Raw genomic sequence first — 17169 nt, 5'->3', positions numbered from 1 at the left:
TTCTCCATTTGATCTCATATAGGGCGGAACATGAGGCGAACATCAGCAGAAATTGCCGCGCCCTCTCGGGTGTGTGATAAGGATGGAAAGAAACCGACATGGCAGATCTATTGAAAATGGACGACAGGAAATCCGCTGACCGCCAGAAGGCGCTCGACAGCGCGCTCGCTCAGATCGAACGGCAGTTCGGCAAGGGCTCCATCATGAAGCTCGGGGCCGACAATCCGGCCCAGGAAATCGAGGCGACGTCCACCGGCTCGCTCGGGCTCGATATCGCGCTCGGGATCGGCGGTCTGCCCAAGGGGCGCATCGTCGAGATCTATGGCCCCGAAAGCTCGGGCAAGACCACGCTGACGCTGCATTGCGTGGCCGAGGAGCAGAAGAAGGGCGGGGTGTGCGCCTTTGTCGATGCCGAGCACGCGCTTGATCCGCAATATGCCAAGAAGCTCGGTGTTAACCTCGATGAGCTTTTGATCTCCCAGCCCGACACCGGTGAGCAGGCGCTCGAGATCACCGACACGCTCGTCCGCTCCGGCGCGGTCAGCATGGTGGTGGTCGATTCGGTGGCGGCGCTGACGCCGAAATCCGAGCTGGAAGGCGACATGGGCGATTCCAACGTCGGCGTTCAGGCGCGGCTCATGAGCCAGGCGATGCGCAAGCTGACCGGGTCGATCTCGCGCTCCAAATGCACCGTCATCTTCATCAACCAGATCCGCATGAAAATCGGCGTCATGTTCGGCAGCCCCGAGACCACGACGGGAGGCAACGCGCTCAAGTTCTACTCCTCGGTCCGGCTCGACATCCGCCGCATTGGCGCGATCAAGGACCGCGACGAGGTCGTGGGCAACCAGACCCGCGTGAAGGTGGTGAAGAACAAGGTCGCGCCGCCCTTCAAGCAGGTCGAGTTCGACATCATGTATGGCGAGGGGATCTCCAAGACGGGCGAGCTTCTCGATCTCGGCGTCAAGGCCGGCGTGGTTGAGAAATCCGGCGCCTGGTACAGCTACGGCGATGAGCGGATCGGGCAGGGGCGCGAAAACGCCAAGACCTTCCTGCGCGAAAACGGCGAGATCGCCTGGAGCATCGAGGACAAGATCCGCGCGGCGCACGGGCTCGAGTTCGACGCGCCCGGCGGCGGGTCGGATGACATTCTCGAAGCCTGAGGCCAGACGGGCCTGAACGTGAACAAAAAGGCGCCCCGATGGGGCGTCTTTGTCGTTTGGCAAGGCTCCTGGCGCGGCCCAATAGCCCGCGCGCAGGTGCGGGGCGCCGGCAAGCGGTGGACAGCCTGAGGCGCAGCGGCTATGCCGAGCCGATCAACTGACCTTGCCGGACGACCTGCTCATGCCGACGCTGAACGACATTCGCTCCACTTTCCTGAATTATTTCGCCGACCAGGGGCACGAGATCGTCCCCTCCAGCCCGCTTGTGCCGCGCAACGACCCGACGCTGATGTTCACCAACTCGGGGATGGTGCAGTTCAAGAACCTCTTCACCGGGGTCGAACACCGCGACTACAAGCGCGCGACCACGGCGCAGAAATGCGTGCGCGCGGGCGGCAAGCACAACGACCTCGACAACGTCGGCTACACCGCGCGCCACCACACATTTTTCGAGATGCTCGGCAACTTCTCCTTCGGCGATTACTTCAAGGAGCAGGCAATTCCGTTTGCCTGGGAGCTGATCACCAAGGAGCTCGAGATCCCCAAGGATCGCCTGCTGGTGACCGTCTATCATACCGATGATCAGGCGGCCGATATCTGGAAGAAGATCGGCGTGCCCGAGGACCGGATCATCCGCATCGCCACGAGCGACAACTTCTGGATGATGGGCCCGACTGGCCCCTGCGGCCCCTGCACCGAGATCTTCTTCGACCACGGCGACAAATACTGGGGCGGCCCTCCGGGAACGCCCGAGGAAGACGGGGACCGCTTTGTCGAAATCTGGAACCTCGTGTTCATGCAATACGAGCAGTTCGAGGACGGCACGCGGCGCGAGCTCGCGGCGCAATCCATCGACACCGGCATGGGCATCGAACGCGTCGCGGCGCTGCTGCAGGGCACCAATGACAACTACGGCACGGATCTGATGCGCGCGCTCATCGAGGCCAGCGCGCATGCCTCCAGCACCGATCCCGACGGGCCGGGCAAGACCCATCACCGCGTGATCGCCGACCATTTGCGCTCGACCTCCTTCCTCATTGCCGACGGGGTGATGCCATCGAACGACGGGCGCGGCTATGTCCTGCGCCGGATCATGCGCCGTGCGATGCGTCATGCCCACCTTCTGGGCTCAAAGGATCCGATGATGCACCGTCTGGTGCCCTCGCTCGTGCAACAGATGGGCAGCGCCTATCCCGAGCTGGGCCGGGCGCAGGCGCTCATCGAAGAGACGCTGAAGCTGGAGGAAACCCGCTTCAAACAGACGCTCGATCGGGGGCTGAAGCTGCTCGACGAGGAGCTCACCGCGCTGGACGATGCGGCTCCGCTGCCCGGCGAGACCGCGTTCAAGCTCTATGACACCTATGGCTTCCCGCTTGATCTGACGCAGGATGCGCTGCGCGAGAAGGGCCGGTCGGTCGATACCGAGGGCTTCGATTCCGCGATGGAGGCCCAAAAGGCCAAGGCGCGTGCGGCCTGGGCCGGGTCCGGCGAGGCGGCGGATGCGGGCATCTGGTTCGACCTCGTGGAGACCCACGGCGCGACTGAATTCCTCGGCTATGACACCGAGGAAGCCGAGGGCCAGATCCTCGCGCTGGTGCGCGATGGCGCGGCGGTCGACAGTCTGGCCGAGGGCGAGTCCGGCTGGCTCGTGACCAACCAGACCCCGTTCTATGGCGAAGCCGGGGGGCAGGTCGGCGACAGCGGGACGGTCCGTCATCTCGAACAGGCCGGCGACACGGCGCGGGTCACCGATACAAAACGCATGGCCGGTGGCCGGCTGTTTGCGCATCAGGTGACGGTCGAGTCCGGCAGTTTCGCCAGCGGCGTGGCGGTGCATCTCGAGGTGGATCACGGCCGCCGGTCGGCCATTCGCGCCAACCATTCGGCGACGCACCTCTTGCACGAGGCCCTGCGGCGCGCGCTCGGCGATCACGTGGCGCAACGCGGCTCGCTCAACGCGGCGGACCGGCTGCGCTTCGACTTCAGCCATGGCAAGGCGCTGAGCGCCGGGGAGCTCCGGCAGGTGGAGGAAGATGTGAACGCCTACATCCGCCAGAACACACCGGTCGAGACCCGGATCATGACCCCGGATGACGCGCGCGGCATCGGGGCGCAGGCGCTTTTCGGCGAGAAATACGGCGATGAGGTGCGCGTGGTCTCGATGGGCTTCGAGCGCGGCAGCGGCAAGGGCGGCGATGGCGCGACCTATTCCATCGAGCTCTGCGGCGGCACGCATGTGCGACAGACGGGCGACATCGGGCTTTGCGTGGTCTTGGGCGATTCTGCGTCGAGCGCCGGGGTGCGGCGGGTCGAGGCGCTGACCGGCAAGGCGGCGATCGACCATCTCGCGGCGCAATCGGCGCGGCTGGGGGAGATCGCATCGGAGCTCAAGGCGAGCGAGGCGGAGGTGCCCGCACGGGTGCGCGCGCTGCTCGATGAGCGCAAGGCCCTGACCAATGAGGTGGCCCAACTGCGGCGCGAGTTGGCGATGGCGGGGGGCAGCGGCTCTCCGGCTGCAGAAGCCCGCGAAATCAACGGGATCTCTTTCGTGGCGCAGGTGCTCTCGGGCGTGACCGGCAAGGATCTTCCGGCGCTGATCGACGAGCACAAGTCCCGCCTGGGGTCCGGCGCGGTCTTGCTGATCGCGGATGCGGGCGGCAAGGCGGCGGTAGCTGCGGGCGTGACGGCGGATGCGACCGACACGGTCTCGGCGGTCGATCTGGTCAAGGCGGCGGTGGCCGAACTTGGCGGCAAGGGCGGCGGCGGCCGGCCCGACATGGCCCAGGGCGGGGGCCGCGATACCGCCAATGCAGAACAGGCCATCAAGGCCGCGGAAGCCATTCTGGAGGGTAAGGCATGAGCGCACTTTGGATCGCACATGTTCATGTAACGGACGAAGACTCCTACAAGAAATACGCCGCGCTTGCGACGGGAGCGATTGCCGATCATGGCGGCGTCTTCCTCGCGCGGGGCGGCCGCTACGAGCAGCTTGAGGGGAACGACCGGCCCCGCAATGTGGTTGCGCGCTTTCCCAGTCTTGAGGCCGCGCATGACTGCTATTACTCCGCGGCCTACCAGGCGGCGCTGGACCATGCGCGCAATGCGTCGGAGCGCGATCTGGTGATCGTCGAGGAGACGCCGCCGGCCTGATCGCTCGGGGGGCGCGGCGCCGTGCGCGCCGACCCACCTGGCGCGGGCTACACCGGTTTGCGGAAAATCCGGGCGCTCTGGAACAGGGCTTCGAGCCGTTCGATCCGGTCGCGCGCGTCGGGCCAGATCAGCGCCTGAACCTCGGCCACCAGCGCTTCGATCACCAGATTGAGCGCCAGGGTGGAATCCCAGCTCGACGGCACCTCGACCGACGCGTTGACCACGTGATCGGCGCTTTCGGCAATCGGCGAGCCCCATTGATCGGTAAACAGCACCAGCGTCGCGCCCTCGGATTTGGCGGCGCTGGCGAGCCGGGCGAGCTCGGTCTCGTAGCGGCGGATGTCGAAGAGCACGACGACCGATGTCGGGCCGATATCGAGCAGGTACTGCGGCCAGACGTTGGTCGAGGGCGGCAGCAGCGCGACCTTGGGCCGAATGATCTGGAGATGGTTGAAGAAGTAATCCGCGTTGGAGCGGGTGATGCGCCCGCCGCAGAGGGTCAGGGCGCGGGCCGGGTCCGCCAACAGCGCGGCGATGGCGGAAAATTCGACCGGGTCGAGCCGGGCGACGGTCTCGTCGAGATTGTCGAAGACGGCCTCGGCGAACCGGTGCAGCGGATGGGTCGCGCCGGCGCTCTCGGGCCAGGCCTCGCGCTTGACGATGGGCGTGCGCATCCGCGCCGAGACCTCCTCGCGCAGCGCGACCTGTAGCTCGGTGAACCCATCAAAGCCGAGCTTGCGGGCGAGCCGGATGACCGTCGGGGTGGAAACCTTCCCGGCTTCGGCGATCCGGGTGACCGATTGCAGCCCGGCGGCGGGATAATCGCGCAGCAGCACATCGGCGAGCTGGCGCTCGGCTGGGGTCAGGTTCGGCGCCTGCGCACGGATGAGTTCCTTGACGATGCGGGCCATCTGTCCTCCGGGCTGATCGCGGCATCTCGGCCCCGGGCGGGGCGTGCGCCGCTCTCTCGATCAGACGTGAAGCATTTTGTTCAGAGTAGGAGCGCTCTGTATCAAAGTCTACGAAATTTTCTTGACAGCCTCTCGACCCGCCGCGCTAATGCGGTCCCGTGACCCATGCCGATCCGATACCCCTTGCGTCCGCGCCGGACGCGCCCGTCGCGCTGCTGCGGGGCGCCGGTGCGGGGCCTGTGTGCCTTGTGTGCGAGCACGCGAGCGCGGCGATTCCACCGGCGTTGGGCGATCTTGGGCTCGCGGCGGCGGACCGGCTGGCCCATGCGGTCTGGGATCCGGGGGCCGAGGCGCTGACGCGGGCGCTGTCCGAGCGGCTCGACGCGCCGGCCCTGCTCTCGACGGTCTCGCGGCTGGTCCATGATTGCAACAGACCCGCGGGCGATCCGACGGCCTGCCCCGCGCAGGTGGAGCGGATCGCTGTGCCGGGCAACGCAGGGCTTTCCGAGGCGGACCGGCTGGCGCGCGCCGAGGCGGTCCACGCGCCGTTTCACGATGCCGTTTCGGCGCTGCTTGAGGGGCGCGAGGGGGCGACTCTGATGACGGTTCATTCCTTTACCCCGGCGTGGAACGGGGTCGCGCGCGACGTGGAGCTTGGCCTGTTACACGATGCGGATGCGCGCTTGGCGGAGGCGATGCTGGCGCGGGCGCCGACGGAGATCGCCACCGCACTCAACGAGCCCTATGCCGCGCGCGACGGGGTGACCTACACGCTGGCGCGCCATGCGGTGCCGCGGGGCATTCCGAACGTGATGATCGAGGTGCGCAATGACCTTCTGGCCGATGCGTGGGGCGTCTCGCGCATGGCCGATCACCTCGCCGCGATGCTGAGCGCGGCGCTGGCCGAGGGGGCGTTGGCATGACCGGAGCGCTCAAGCGGTTTGTCGCGGTGGTCGACCGGATGAACCACCGGATCGGCCGCATCGCGATGTACGGGATCTTCGTTCTGATGGCGATCCTGCTGTGGTCGAGCGTGTCGAAGACCTTCTTCACCCCCGCGCTCTGGACGCTGGAGACCGCGCAGTTCGCCATGGTCGCCTACTACATGCTCGGCGGGCCCTATTCGATCCAGATGGGCGCGAACGTGCGCATGGATCTGCTCTATGGCAGCTGGTCGCTCCGGCGCAAATCGGCGATGGACGCGATCACCGTGCTCTTTCTCATCTTCTATCTTTGCGTGCTGCTCTGGGGCGGCTGGGACAGTCTGATGTATTCGTTCAAATACGGCGGCGAGCGGAGTTCGAGCGTCTGGCGCCCCTATATGTGGCCGGTGAAGCTGATCATGGTGACCGGCATCGCGCTGATGCTGCTGCAGGCGTTGTCGGAGCTGTGCAAGGACCTGCTGCGCCTCATGGGCCATGACATGGGGGAGAAGGTCTGATGGGCTATGAGACCATCGCGATCCTGATGTTTTCCTCCATGATGGTGATGCTGCTGACGGGCCAGAGGGTCTTTGGCGCGATCGGCTTCGTGGCGGTGATCGCGGCGCTGGCGCTCTGGGGCGACCGGGGCGGGTATGACCTCGCCTTCGCCTCGGCGATCAAGCTGATGAAATGGTATCCGCTGCTGACCCTGCCGATGTTCATCTTCATGGGCTATGTGCTGTCGGAAAGCCGGATTGCCGACGATCTTTACAAGATGTTCCACGTCTGGATGGGCGGCTTGCCCGGCGGGCTCGCGGTGGGGACGATCGGGCTCATGGTGCTGATTTCGGCGATGAACGGGCTGTCAGTCGCGGGCATGGCCATCGGGGCGACGATCGCGCTGCCGGAGCTGTTGAAGCGGGGCTACAACACGCGGATGGTCACCGGGGTCATTCAGGCGGGTTCGTCGCTCGGGATCCTCGTGCCGCCTTCGGTTGTCCTCGTGCTATATGCGATGATCGCGCGCCAGCCGGTGGGCCAGCTCTGGCTCGCAGGCGTGGTCCCGGGGCTGCTCATGGCCACGGCCTTCATCGTCTATATCGTCATCCGCTGCCGGCTGAACCCCGAACTCGGGCCGGTGCTGCCCAAGGAAGACCGGGACATGCCGATGGGCGAAAAGCTGCGCCTGCTGCAGGCGGGGCTGCTCCCTCTGGGGATTTTCGCGGTGATGATGGTGCCCTTCGTCAACGGCTGGACCTCGCTGGTCGAGAGCTCCGCCATCGGCGCCATCGCGGCCTTCCTCGCCGCTGTGCTCAAGGGGCGCATGACGCGGCAGGTGTTCGAAACAACGGTCCGCAACACGCTGGGCATTTCCTGCATGTTCATGTGGATCATCCTCGCGGCGCTCGCCTTCGGCGCGGTCTTCGACGGGCTCGGCGCGGTCAAGGCGATCGAGTCGCTCTTCACCGAACGGCTCGGCCTCTCGCCCTGGGTCATCCTCATCCTGATGCAGCTGAGCTTCATCCTGATGGGCACCTTCCTCGACGACACCGCCATGCTCGTCATCGTCGCCCCGCTTTACGTCCCGCTGGTGGGCGCGCTCGGCTTCGACCTCATCTGGTACGGCGTGCTCTACACGATCACCTGCCAGATCGCCTACATGACGCCGCCCTTCGGCTACAACCTGTTCCTGATGCGCGCGATGGCGCCACCGGAAATCGGAATGCGTGATATCTATACCTCCATCGTGCCCTTCGTCGGCGTCATGGTGGTGGTGCTGGCGATCATCATGATCTTCCCCGAGATCGCCCTCTGGCTGCCCGGGGTCGTCTACGGAAACTAACATAACAAGACCCCGATGAACGGGGTGGACCTTTAACCTTCAGGAGAGAAAAGACATGACCCTGACACGACGCAAGATCCTCCGCGGTGCGGCGCTGGCGCCCGCCGCCGCCCTCGCGGCCCCCTCCATCGCCCGCGCGCAGGAGCCCATCCGCTGGCGCTTCCAGACCTATGCCGGCGCGGCGCTCGGCGAGCACGTGACCAAGCCGATCATCGACTACATCAACGCGGCGTCCGGCGGTGAGCTGGAGATCGAGCTGTTCTACGCCGACCAGATCGTCCCCACCGGCGAGCTCTTCCAGGCGCTCCAGCGCGGCACGCTGGACGGCGTCCATTCCGATGACGACTCGATGGCCTCGCCCACGCCCACGCGCATGTTCGGCGGGTATTTCCCCTTTGCGACCAAACACATCCTCGATGTTCCGGTGCTCTTCAACCAGTACGGGCTCGCCGATATCTGGCGGGCGGAATACGAGAAAGTGGGCGTCACCTGGCTCTCGGCCGCGGGGCAGGATCCGTGCAACTTCAACACCAAGAAAGAGATCACCTCGCTTTCGGATCTCGACGGGCTGAAGCTCTACACCTTCCCGACCGCCGGGCGCTTCCTGTCGCAATTCGGCGTGGTTCCGGTCAATATCCCCTACGAGGACGCGGAAGTCGCGGTGCAGACCGGCGAGCTGGACGGCATGGCCTGGTCGGGGATCACCGAGGATTACACCGTCGGCTGGGCGGATGTGACCGATTACTTCCTGACCAACAACATCTCGGGTGCCTGGATCGGCTCCTTCTTCGTGAATCAGGAACGCTGGGCCGAACTGCCCGACCACCTCAAGGAACTGGTCATGGCCGCGATCGAGGCCGGGCACACCTACCGCAACCAGTGGTACTGGGGCGGCGAGGCGAGCCTGCGCGCCAGGGGCGACAAGCTCGAGCTGCGCTCTGTGCCGGCCGAAGAATGGGCCGAGGTCGAGGCCGCGGCGATCAAGTTCTGGGACGAGGTCGCCGAAGAGGGCGAGGTCCACGCCAAGGTGGTCTCCGTCTTCCGCGAGTACAACGACGTGATCAACCAGGCCGGACCGCCCTACACGTTCTGAGCCCCGCGCCACTGACCACCCCGTCCGGGCCCCCGCAGAGATGCGCGGGGCCCGGCGATCCGACATGACATCGGCCCCCGCCGCCGCGACCGGGGCCAGACGACCCGCCCGGAGGAGATGCCCCGATGATTGGCCTGATGACACTCGACGAGCTCAACGATGCCGCCGTGAATGACGAGATCGACACCGTTCTGGTCTGTCTGATCGACATGCAGGGGCGGCTCATGGGCAAGCGCTTCCATGTCTCGAATTTCCTCGACTCGGCCCACGAGGAGACCCATTGCTGCAACTACCTGCTGGCCACCGATCTGGAGATGGCGACGCCGGAGGGCTATGTGGCGTCGAGCTGGGAGAAGGGCTACGGCGATTACGTCATGAAGCCGGACCTGTTCACGCTGCGCCGCGTGCCCTGGCTGGAGGGGACGGCGCTGGTGCTGTGCGACATGGTCGACCACCACAACCACGAACCCGTGCCCCATTCCCCGCGCCAGATCCTCAAGGCCCAGATCGCCCGCGCCGAAGCCATGGGCTTCACGCCGATGATGGCGACCGAGCTGGAATTCTTTCTCTTCGAGAAGAGCTTTGACGAGATTCGCCGGGGCGGCTTTCGCGATCTCACGCCGATTTCGGGCTACAACGAGGATTACAACATCCTTCAGACCACCCGCGAAGAACACGTGATGCGCCCCATCCGCAACCTGCTGGTGAAGGCCGGGGTGCCGGTCGAGAACACCAAGGGCGAGGCCGAGACCGGGCAGGAGGAGCTCAACATCCGCTATGCAGACGCGCTCGCCTGCGCCGATCACCACACGCTGGCGAAACAGGCGGTCAAGGAGATTGCCGACCAACAGGGCCACGCGGCGAGCTTCCTGCCCAAATGGCATCACAAGAAGGTCGGCAGCGCGGCGCATATTCACCAGTCGCTCTTCAAGGATGGTGCGAATGCGTTTCACGACGGCGCGGCCGATCTGGCCATGTCGGAGACGCTCAAATCCTACATCGCGGGGCTCTTGAAATACTCCGCCGACGTGACCTTTTTCCTCGCGCCCTACATCAATAGCTACAAGCGCTTCCTGCCCGGAACCTTCGCGCCGACCAAGATCGCCTGGTCGGTCGACAACCGCACCGCGGGCTACCGTCTCGTGGGCGACGGGACCAAGGGCGTGCGGATCGAGTGCCGGATTCCGGGCTCGGACATCAACCCCTATCTCGCCTGCGCGGCCCAGCTCGCAGCGGGGCTCTGCGGCATCGAGGAGGGGCTGGAGCTTGAGCCCCCGGTCAATGGCGATGTCTATGCGATGGACGAGATCGACGAGATCCCCCATAGCTTGCCCGCGGCGACCAATGCCCTGCGCGCCTCCGCGATGTTGCGCGCGCAGTTCGGCACCGAGGTCGTTGATCATTACACCCGCTGCGCCGAGGTCGAGCAGGAGGCGTTCGACGCCGTCGTGACCGACTGGGAAATCAAGCGCGGCTTCGAGAGGGCCTGAACATGGCACAGACTGTTGAACTCATCTCGCCGGTCGACGGATCGGTCTATCTCACCCGCGACGTGCTCTCCAAGGAGGAGGGCTTCGCCGCTGCCGCACGCGCGAAAGCGGCGCAGCCGGCCTGGGACGCGCGGCCGCTTGAGGAGCGCATCGCGCTGGTGATGCGCGCGGCGGAAATCGTCGGCGAGACGACCGACCGCATGGCGCTGGAACTGGCCCACCAGATGGGCCGCCCGGTCCGCTACGGCGGCGAATTCGGCGGGTTCAAGGAGCGCGTCGATTACATGGCGAAGATCGCAAGCGAGAGCCTCGCGCCGACGATGGTCGAGGACAGCGGCGCGTTCCGCCGCATGATCAAGCGCGTGCCCTGGGGCACGGTTCTGGTCATCGCGCCCTGGAACTATCCCTACATGACCGCGATCAACACCATCGCGCCCGCGCTCATCGCCGGCAACACCGTCATCCTAAAACACGCGGCTCAAACGCTGCAGGTCGGCGAGCGGCTGGCCGAGGCGTTCCACGCGGCGGGCGTGCCCGAGGACGTGATGCAGAACCTCGTGCTCGATCACGACACCACCGGCGCGCTGATCGCCGAGCGCGCGGTCGATTTCGTCAATTTCACCGGCTCCGTCGGTGGTGGCCGCGCGATGGAGCAGGCCGCGGCGGGGACCTTCTTGCCGGTGACGACGGAGCTCGGCGGCAAGGATCCGGGCTATGTCCGGGCGGACGCCGATCTGGATGCGGCGGTGGACGGGCTGATGGACGGCGCGTTTTTCAACGCCGGGCAATGCTGCTGCGGGATGGAGCGGATCTACGTGCACGAGAGCCTTTTCGACGCCTTCGTCGAGAAGGCCGTGGCCTGGGTCAAGGCGCAGGTGCTCGGCAATCCGCTGGACACGGAGACCACGATCGGGCCGATGGCGAACGTGCGCTTTGCGCGGGAAGTCCGGGCCCAGATCTCCGAGGCGCTGGAGGCCGGGGCCAAGGCCCATATCGAGACCATGGCGGCCGATGACGGCGGGGCGTACCTGACGCCGCAGATCTTCACGGACGTCACCCACGACATGCGCGTCATGCGCGACGAGAGCTTCGGCCCGGTGGTCGGCATCATGCCGGTCAAGGATGACGAGGCGGCCATCGCGCTGATGAACGATTGCCAGTTCGGCCTGACGGCGGCGATCTACACCAAGGACGCCGAGGCCGCCGAGCGGCTCGGGGATCGGCTGGAGACCGGGACCGTCTTCCTCAACCGCTGCGACTATCTCGACCCGGCGCTCTGCTGGACGGGCTGCAAGGACACCGGCCGCGGGGCGGGGCTGTCGGAGCTGGGCTATCAGGCGCTGACCCGACCGAAATCCTACCACTTGAAGAAGGCATGACCATGCAGCTTGTCGGCAACTGGAGCTATCCCACCACCATCCGTTTCGGCGCGGGCCGGATCGCCGAGATCGGCGCGGCCCTCAAGGCGGCGGGGATCACCAGACCGCTCCTCGTGACGGACCGCGGCCTTGCGTCGATGGAGATCACCACCCGCACGCTCGATCTGGTCGAGGCGGCGGGCTTTGGCCGCGCGATCTTCTCGGAGGTTGATGCCAACCCCAGCGATCTCAACGTCGAGGCCGGGCTCAAGGTCTACCGCGAGGGCGGCTATGACGGGGTCATCGCCTTTGGCGGCGGCTCGGGGCTGGACCTTGCCAAGACGCTCGCCTTCATGGCGGGACAGGCGCGCCCCCTGTGGGATTTCGAGGATGTCGGCGACTGGTGGACCCGCGCGGACCCGGACGGGATTCACCCGATCGTCGCCGTGCCGACCACCGCCGGGACCGGCTCGGAAGTGGGCCGCGCCTCGGTGATCAGCAATTCCGCGACCCATGAGAAGAAGATCATCTTCCACCCCAAGATGCTGCCCCTGCAGGTTATCTGCGACGCCGAGCTGACCCGGGGCATGCCGCCCTTCATCACCGCGGGCACCGGGCTCGATGCCTTTGCCCATTGCGTCGAGGCCTATTCCTCGCCGCATTATCACCCGATGAGCCAGGGCATGGCGCTGGAGGGGATGCGCATCGTCAAGGAGTTCCTGCCGCGCGCCTATGCGGACGGGGCCGATCTTGAGGCGCGGGCCCAGATGATGAGCGCCGCCGCCATGGGGGCGACCGCCTTCCAGAAGGGGCTCGGCGCGATCCACGCGATCTCGCACCCCATCGGTGCGATCTACAACACCCACCACGGGACGACGAATGCCGTCTGCATGCCGCAGGTGCTGAAGTTCAACGCCGCGGCGATCCGCGACCGGTTCGACGCGGCGGCGGGGTATCTGGGGATCGACGGCGGGTTCGACGGGTTCTGCGCCTTCGTCGGTGAGTTCAACGCGGGGTTCAAGATCCCCAAGACCCTCACCGCGCTCGGCGTGACCGATCCCGACATCGACGCGCTCACCGCCGCCGCGCTGCGCGATCCGAGCACCGGCGGCAACCCGGTGGAGATGACCGCCGAGAACACCCGCGCCCTGATCGAAGCGCTGCTCTGATCCACCGTTCGGCCGCCGCCTGTCGAGGGGGCGGCCGCTAGGCGCGCGTGAGGGGCCTCCCCGACCCCGCAAGCTAATCTTGACAGTTTAAGTAATAAATTCTAAGCGAGACCCATCGCGACCCACCCTCCCGGCAGGCCAGCGTTTTCGGACCAATAGCCTCGGGGGGCTCCATGATTTCGCGCATTCTCACACTCACCACCGCTCTGGCGGGCACCGCTTCGGCCCTGGCCGCGCAGGACGCCGCCATCACCCTCGATCCGGTGGAGATCAGCAGCGCGCTGCGCGACGATCGGGCGGTGCTGGAGACACCCGTGGCGGTCTCGGCGCGCGAGGCCGAAGATCTGGAGGCCAAGCTGGCGGGCTCCTTCGCCGCGCTGATCAACGACATTCCGGGCCTGACCATCGGCGGCGGCCCGCGCCCTTTCGCGCAGGAACCCAACATCCGCGGCTTCAACGGCGAGCGCGTCTTGCTGCGCCTCGACGGCGGGCGCTTCAACTTCAACCAGGGCCACCGCGGCCGGTTCTTCGTCGATCCGGCGCTGATCAAACGCGTCGAGGTGGTGCGCGGCGGCGGCTCGACGCTCTATGGCTCGGGCGCGCTCGGGGGCGTGATCTCGATCGAGACCTACGATCCGGCGGACCTTCTGGCCCCGGGCGAGGCCATCGGCGCGCGGCTCAGCCTCGGTTACGGCTCCAACGGCGACCAGCGCAGCGCCGCCGGCACGGTCTTTGCGGACTGGGGCACGGTCGATGCGCTGCTCAGCCTGAGCACGCGCGAAGCGGGCGAGGATCTTGAGGCCGGCGGGGGCGAGACCATACCCTACAGCGCCTTCGAACAGTCCGGCGGGATGCTCAAGCTCGGGATCGAGCCCACGGCAGACAGCCGGTTCGAGCTCAGCTACGGGCTCTATGAGGATGACGAGCTGACCGCCTCGGCGCCGGACCAGTTCGTCGCCTCCGACCGCCCGTTGGTGGCGCGGGACGCGCGCGACGAGCGGGTGCGCCTGAGCTGGGACTATGTGCCCGAGGGGTCCGACATGCTGGACCTGTCGGTGCTGCTCTACAGCGAAACCCTTGAGATCACCGAGGATCGGGTCGAGGCGCCGCGGCTGGACGAGACCCGTTACGAGACGCTCGGCCTTGAGATCATCAACCGCGCCCATGCGGACATCGGCGTGCCGGTCGATATTGTCTACGGGATCGAGATGGCGCGGGACAGTCAGGAGGCCACCCGCGACGGGGCCGAGCGGGCGAGTTTCCCCTCCTCCGAGGCCACGACGATGGCCGGGTTCGCCGAGGCGACCTTCGGCGTCAGCGAGGCGCTCGATGTGATCGCCGGGCTGCGCTATGATCATTATGCGCGTGATCCGGGCAACAGCGCGCTGGAGGAGACGAGCGACGGGTTCTGGTCGCCGCGCCTCGGGCTGAGCTACCGTCCGACCGAGACGCTCCAGCTCTACGGCAACGTCGCCCGCGCCTTCCGCGCGCCGTCGATGACCGAGATGTACAACGAGGGCGAGCATTTCTCCTTCAGCATCCCGCGCGGGCCCTTCCTGCCGCCGCTCACCATCACCAACCTCTTCATCCCGAACCCGGACCTCAAGCCCGAGGAGTCGACCCAGATCGAGCTCGGGTTGCGGTTCGAGGATCAGGGGATCTGGCGCCCCGAGGACCGGCTCAGTTTTGCGATCAGCGCCTATCATGCGGATGTGAAGAACTTCGTCGAGCAGACGGTAGGGGCCACCGAGACGACCACCGTCAATGTCGATGGCGAGCTCTACGGGCTGGAGGCCGAGCTGAGCTATGATGCGGGCGCGTGGTTCGCCGGGGCGGGCCTCTCGCTGGCGCGGGGGGAGAGCGACAACGACTACATCGCCTCGCTGCCGCAGGACCGTCTGACGATCAGCGCGGGGCTGCGCCCGAGCGCCGAGTGGGAGCTTGGCGCGCTGGCCACCTTCGCCGCCGAGCACCGGTTCATCAACGCCGATGTCGAGGCCGAAGGCGAGGCCTATCGCACGGTCGATCTCTATGCTGCCTACACCCCGCTCTCCGGCCCGCTGGAGGGCAGCACGGTCCGGCTCGGCGTCGCCAACGCCTTTGACGAGAGCTATCACATCTACCCGATCGAGATGCCGATGCCGGGGCGCAGCGTGGATCTCAGCGTGAGCCTCGCGTTCTGAGCCTCAGGCGACAGCCCTCAGACGGCGCGCGGCGGGCGCGCGCCGTGGGGCAGAAGGAAGGGCCGGTCGCCGCCTTCGGGGACCGCGCCCACCGGCAGGTGGCAGCCATAGGCGCGGCTGAGCCGCTCGGTGGTCAGGACCTCTGAGGCGCTGCCCTGCGCGGTGATCCGCCCGGCTTCGACCAGCGCGACGGAGCGGGCGAACATCGCCGTGAGGTTCAGATCGTGCATGACCGCGACCACCCCGCCGCCGCGCGCGGCATAGTCTTCGGCAATGCGCATCACGGCAAGTTGGTGGCCGATGTCGAGCGCGGCGACGGGCTCATCGAGAAAGAGCCAGCGCGGGCGTCCGGCCACCACCGGCTCCCAGCCTTGCACCAGCACGCGGGCAAGCTGGCAGCGCTGTTGCTCCCCGCCCGAGAGCGCGTGGTAGAACCGCCCTTCGAACCCCGCGAGCCCGACCGCGGCGAGGGCGGCGGCGGGCAGGGCCTCGTCGGGCTCCGGTGACGCGAGAAGCCCCAGACGGACCACTTCCAGCACGGTGAAGGGAAAGGCGATGCGCGCCGCTTGCGGCAGCACGGCGCGGCGGGTGGCGAGATCGGTGGGGGAGAGCCGGTCGAGCGGTTGGCCGTCGAGCCGGATCTCGCCCTCCGCCTTGATCTCCCCGGTGAGCGCGCGCAGCAGCGTCGTCTTGCCCGACCCGTTGGGCCCGACAATGCAGGTCACCTCGCCGGCCCGGGCGATGATGTCGGCGCCGCGCAGGATCTCGCGCCGGGCGAGGGTCACGCGGAGGTCGCGGGCTTCGATCATCAGCTCCCCTCCAGCAATGTTCGGTTGCGCAGCAGGAGCCACAGGAAGAACGGCCCGCCGAGGATCGCGGTGACGATCCCGATGGGTAGTTCGGCCGGGGCGACGATCACCCGCGCGATCATGTCCGCGCCGAGCAGGAGGGACGCGCCGAAAAGCGCGGCGGCGGGCAGCAGGAAGCGGTGATCGGGGCCCATCGCGAGGCGCAGCAGGTGGGGCACGACGATGCCGATGAAGCCGATTCCGCCCGAGACCGCCACCGCCGCGCCCACCGCCGCCGCCACGGAGACGACGGCCATGGATTTCATCCGCTGGACCCGGATGCCCAGATGCGCTGCCGCCGCCTCGCCGAGCGCCAGCGCGTTGAGCGCGCGCGCGAGCATGGGCGCGGCGAGGAGCCCGGCGAGGATGAGCGGCGCCGCGGCGAAGACCTTGGCCCATGTGGCGCCCGAGAGTGAACCCAGTTGCCAGAAGGTCAGATCGCGCAGCTGGGCGTCATTGGCCATGAAGATGAGGATGCCGGAGAGCGCGGCGGCGAGGGCGGCCAGCGCGATGCCGGCCAGCAGCATGACCGCGATGGAGGTCTGGCCCCCGCGGGTCGAGAGGCGATAGAGCAGGACCGTCGCGCCGAGCCCGCCGGCAAAGGCCGCGAGCGGCACGAGCCAGGCCCCGGCCACGGCAAAGAGCGCGGGCGGCAGCAGCCCGCCCAGAACGATCGCGGAAATGGCCCCGAGCGCGGCGCCCGCGCTGATCCCGATCAGCCCGGGATCGGCCAGTGGATTGCGAAAGAGCCCTTGCAGCACCGCGCCGGAGACCGCCAGCGCGGCGCCCACCAGCATCCCCATCACAGTGCGCGGCGCGCGAATATCCCACAGGATGAGCGCCTCGGCGGGGCTCGGCGCCGCGCCGCGGAGCCAGCCGAGCAGCGCCGAGGAGAGGGATGTCCCGGTGGCCCCGATGGCGAGGCTCGCCGTCGCGACCGCGAGCAGCAGGACCACCAACGCAGCGATGAGCCGCCGGGCGCGGGCGCGCCGGTCGCCGGGAGCGCGCCGCTCGGGTTGGGGCTGATCCATTGTCCTG

At 67.2% G+C, this 17169-nt stretch carries 14 protein-coding genes; 11 read left to right on the top strand and 3 right to left on the bottom strand.

Annotated elements, in window-relative coordinates:
* Positions 1–98 precede the first annotated feature (98 nt).
* The 3 genes from recA to BM353_RS11410 all read left to right on the top strand — a co-directional run bounded on the left by recA (position 99) and on the right by BM353_RS11410 (position 4313).
* Positions 99–1163, top strand: a complete 1065-nt coding sequence (recA, locus tag BM353_RS11420; protein WP_092080958.1) for a recombinase RecA — start codon at positions 99–101, stop codon at positions 1161–1163.
* Between the two features lie 181 nt (positions 1164–1344).
* Positions 1345–4023 carry an alanine--tRNA ligase gene (alaS, locus tag BM353_RS11415; protein WP_092081136.1) on the top strand — a complete coding sequence of 893 codons (2679 nt, stop codon included), beginning with the start codon at positions 1345–1347 and terminating at the stop codon, positions 4021–4023.
* Positions 4020–4313 carry a DUF1330 domain-containing protein gene (locus BM353_RS11410; protein ID WP_092080956.1) on the top strand — a complete coding sequence of 98 codons (294 nt, stop codon included), beginning with the start codon at positions 4020–4022 and terminating at the stop codon, positions 4311–4313. The genes alaS and BM353_RS11410 overlap by 4 nt, the downstream gene beginning before the upstream one ends.
* A gap of 47 nt (positions 4314–4360) precedes the next feature.
* Here BM353_RS11410 and BM353_RS11405 read toward each other — a convergent pair whose 3' ends face one another.
* Positions 4361–5224, bottom strand: a complete 864-nt coding sequence (locus BM353_RS11405; RefSeq protein WP_092080954.1) for a MurR/RpiR family transcriptional regulator — start codon at positions 5222–5224, stop codon at positions 4361–4363.
* 158 nt (positions 5225–5382) lie between these two features.
* Here BM353_RS11405 and BM353_RS11400 point away from each other — a divergent pair, with 158 nt between their 5' ends.
* The 8 genes from BM353_RS11400 (at position 5383) to BM353_RS11365 (ending at position 15283) form a co-directional block, all read left to right on the top strand.
* Positions 5383–6147: an N-formylglutamate amidohydrolase gene (locus BM353_RS11400; RefSeq protein ID WP_245759635.1), complete on the top strand. Its 765-nt coding sequence runs from the start codon at positions 5383–5385 to the stop codon at positions 6145–6147.
* Complete coding sequence (locus tag BM353_RS11395; protein WP_092080952.1) at positions 6144–6665, top strand: TRAP transporter small permease subunit; 522 nt, start codon at positions 6144–6146, stop codon at positions 6663–6665. Before BM353_RS11400 ends, BM353_RS11395 begins: the two co-directional genes overlap by 4 nt.
* Positions 6665–7990 carry a TRAP transporter large permease gene (locus tag BM353_RS11390; protein WP_092080950.1) on the top strand — a complete coding sequence of 442 codons (1326 nt, stop codon included), beginning with the start codon at positions 6665–6667 and terminating at the stop codon, positions 7988–7990. The genes BM353_RS11395 and BM353_RS11390 overlap by 1 nt, the downstream gene beginning before the upstream one ends.
* A 55-nt stretch (positions 7991–8045) precedes the next feature.
* Positions 8046–9083, top strand: a complete 1038-nt coding sequence (locus tag BM353_RS11385; RefSeq protein WP_092080948.1) for a TRAP transporter substrate-binding protein — start codon at positions 8046–8048, stop codon at positions 9081–9083.
* Between the two features lie 125 nt (positions 9084–9208).
* A complete protein-coding gene (locus BM353_RS11380) occupies positions 9209–10573 on the top strand; it encodes a glutamine synthetase family protein (RefSeq protein WP_092080946.1) in 1365 nt (454 codons plus the stop codon).
* A 2-nt stretch (positions 10574–10575) separates the two neighbouring features.
* Positions 10576–11952, top strand: a complete 1377-nt coding sequence (locus BM353_RS11375) for an aldehyde dehydrogenase family protein (protein ID WP_092080944.1) — start codon at positions 10576–10578, stop codon at positions 11950–11952.
* Between the two features lie 2 nt (positions 11953–11954).
* Positions 11955–13100, top strand: coding sequence for an iron-containing alcohol dehydrogenase (locus BM353_RS11370; RefSeq protein WP_092080942.1), 1146 nt, complete (start codon positions 11955–11957; stop codon positions 13098–13100).
* Between the two features lie 173 nt (positions 13101–13273).
* Complete coding sequence (locus BM353_RS11365; protein ID WP_092080940.1) at positions 13274–15283, top strand: TonB-dependent hemoglobin/transferrin/lactoferrin family receptor; 2010 nt, start codon at positions 13274–13276, stop codon at positions 15281–15283.
* 17 nt (positions 15284–15300) lie between these two features.
* Here the strand turns inward: BM353_RS11365 and BM353_RS11360 are convergent, their stop codons facing one another.
* Both BM353_RS11360 and BM353_RS11355 read right to left on the bottom strand, forming a co-directional pair.
* On the bottom strand, positions 15301–16092 hold the full coding sequence (locus tag BM353_RS11360; RefSeq protein WP_092080938.1) for a heme ABC transporter ATP-binding protein: 792 nt from the start codon (positions 16090–16092) through the stop codon (positions 15301–15303).
* Positions 16092–17162 carry a FecCD family ABC transporter permease gene (locus BM353_RS11355; RefSeq protein WP_092080936.1) on the bottom strand — a complete coding sequence of 357 codons (1071 nt, stop codon included), beginning with the start codon at positions 17160–17162 and terminating at the stop codon, positions 16092–16094. The genes BM353_RS11360 and BM353_RS11355 overlap by 1 nt, the downstream gene beginning before the upstream one ends.
* Positions 17163–17169 lie beyond the last annotated feature (7 nt).

The organism is Poseidonocella sedimentorum, assembly GCF_900116005.1.
GTDB lineage: Bacteria > Pseudomonadota > Alphaproteobacteria > Rhodobacterales > Rhodobacteraceae > Poseidonocella > Poseidonocella sedimentorum.
This window is presented reverse-complemented; position numbering and strand designations above follow the sequence as displayed.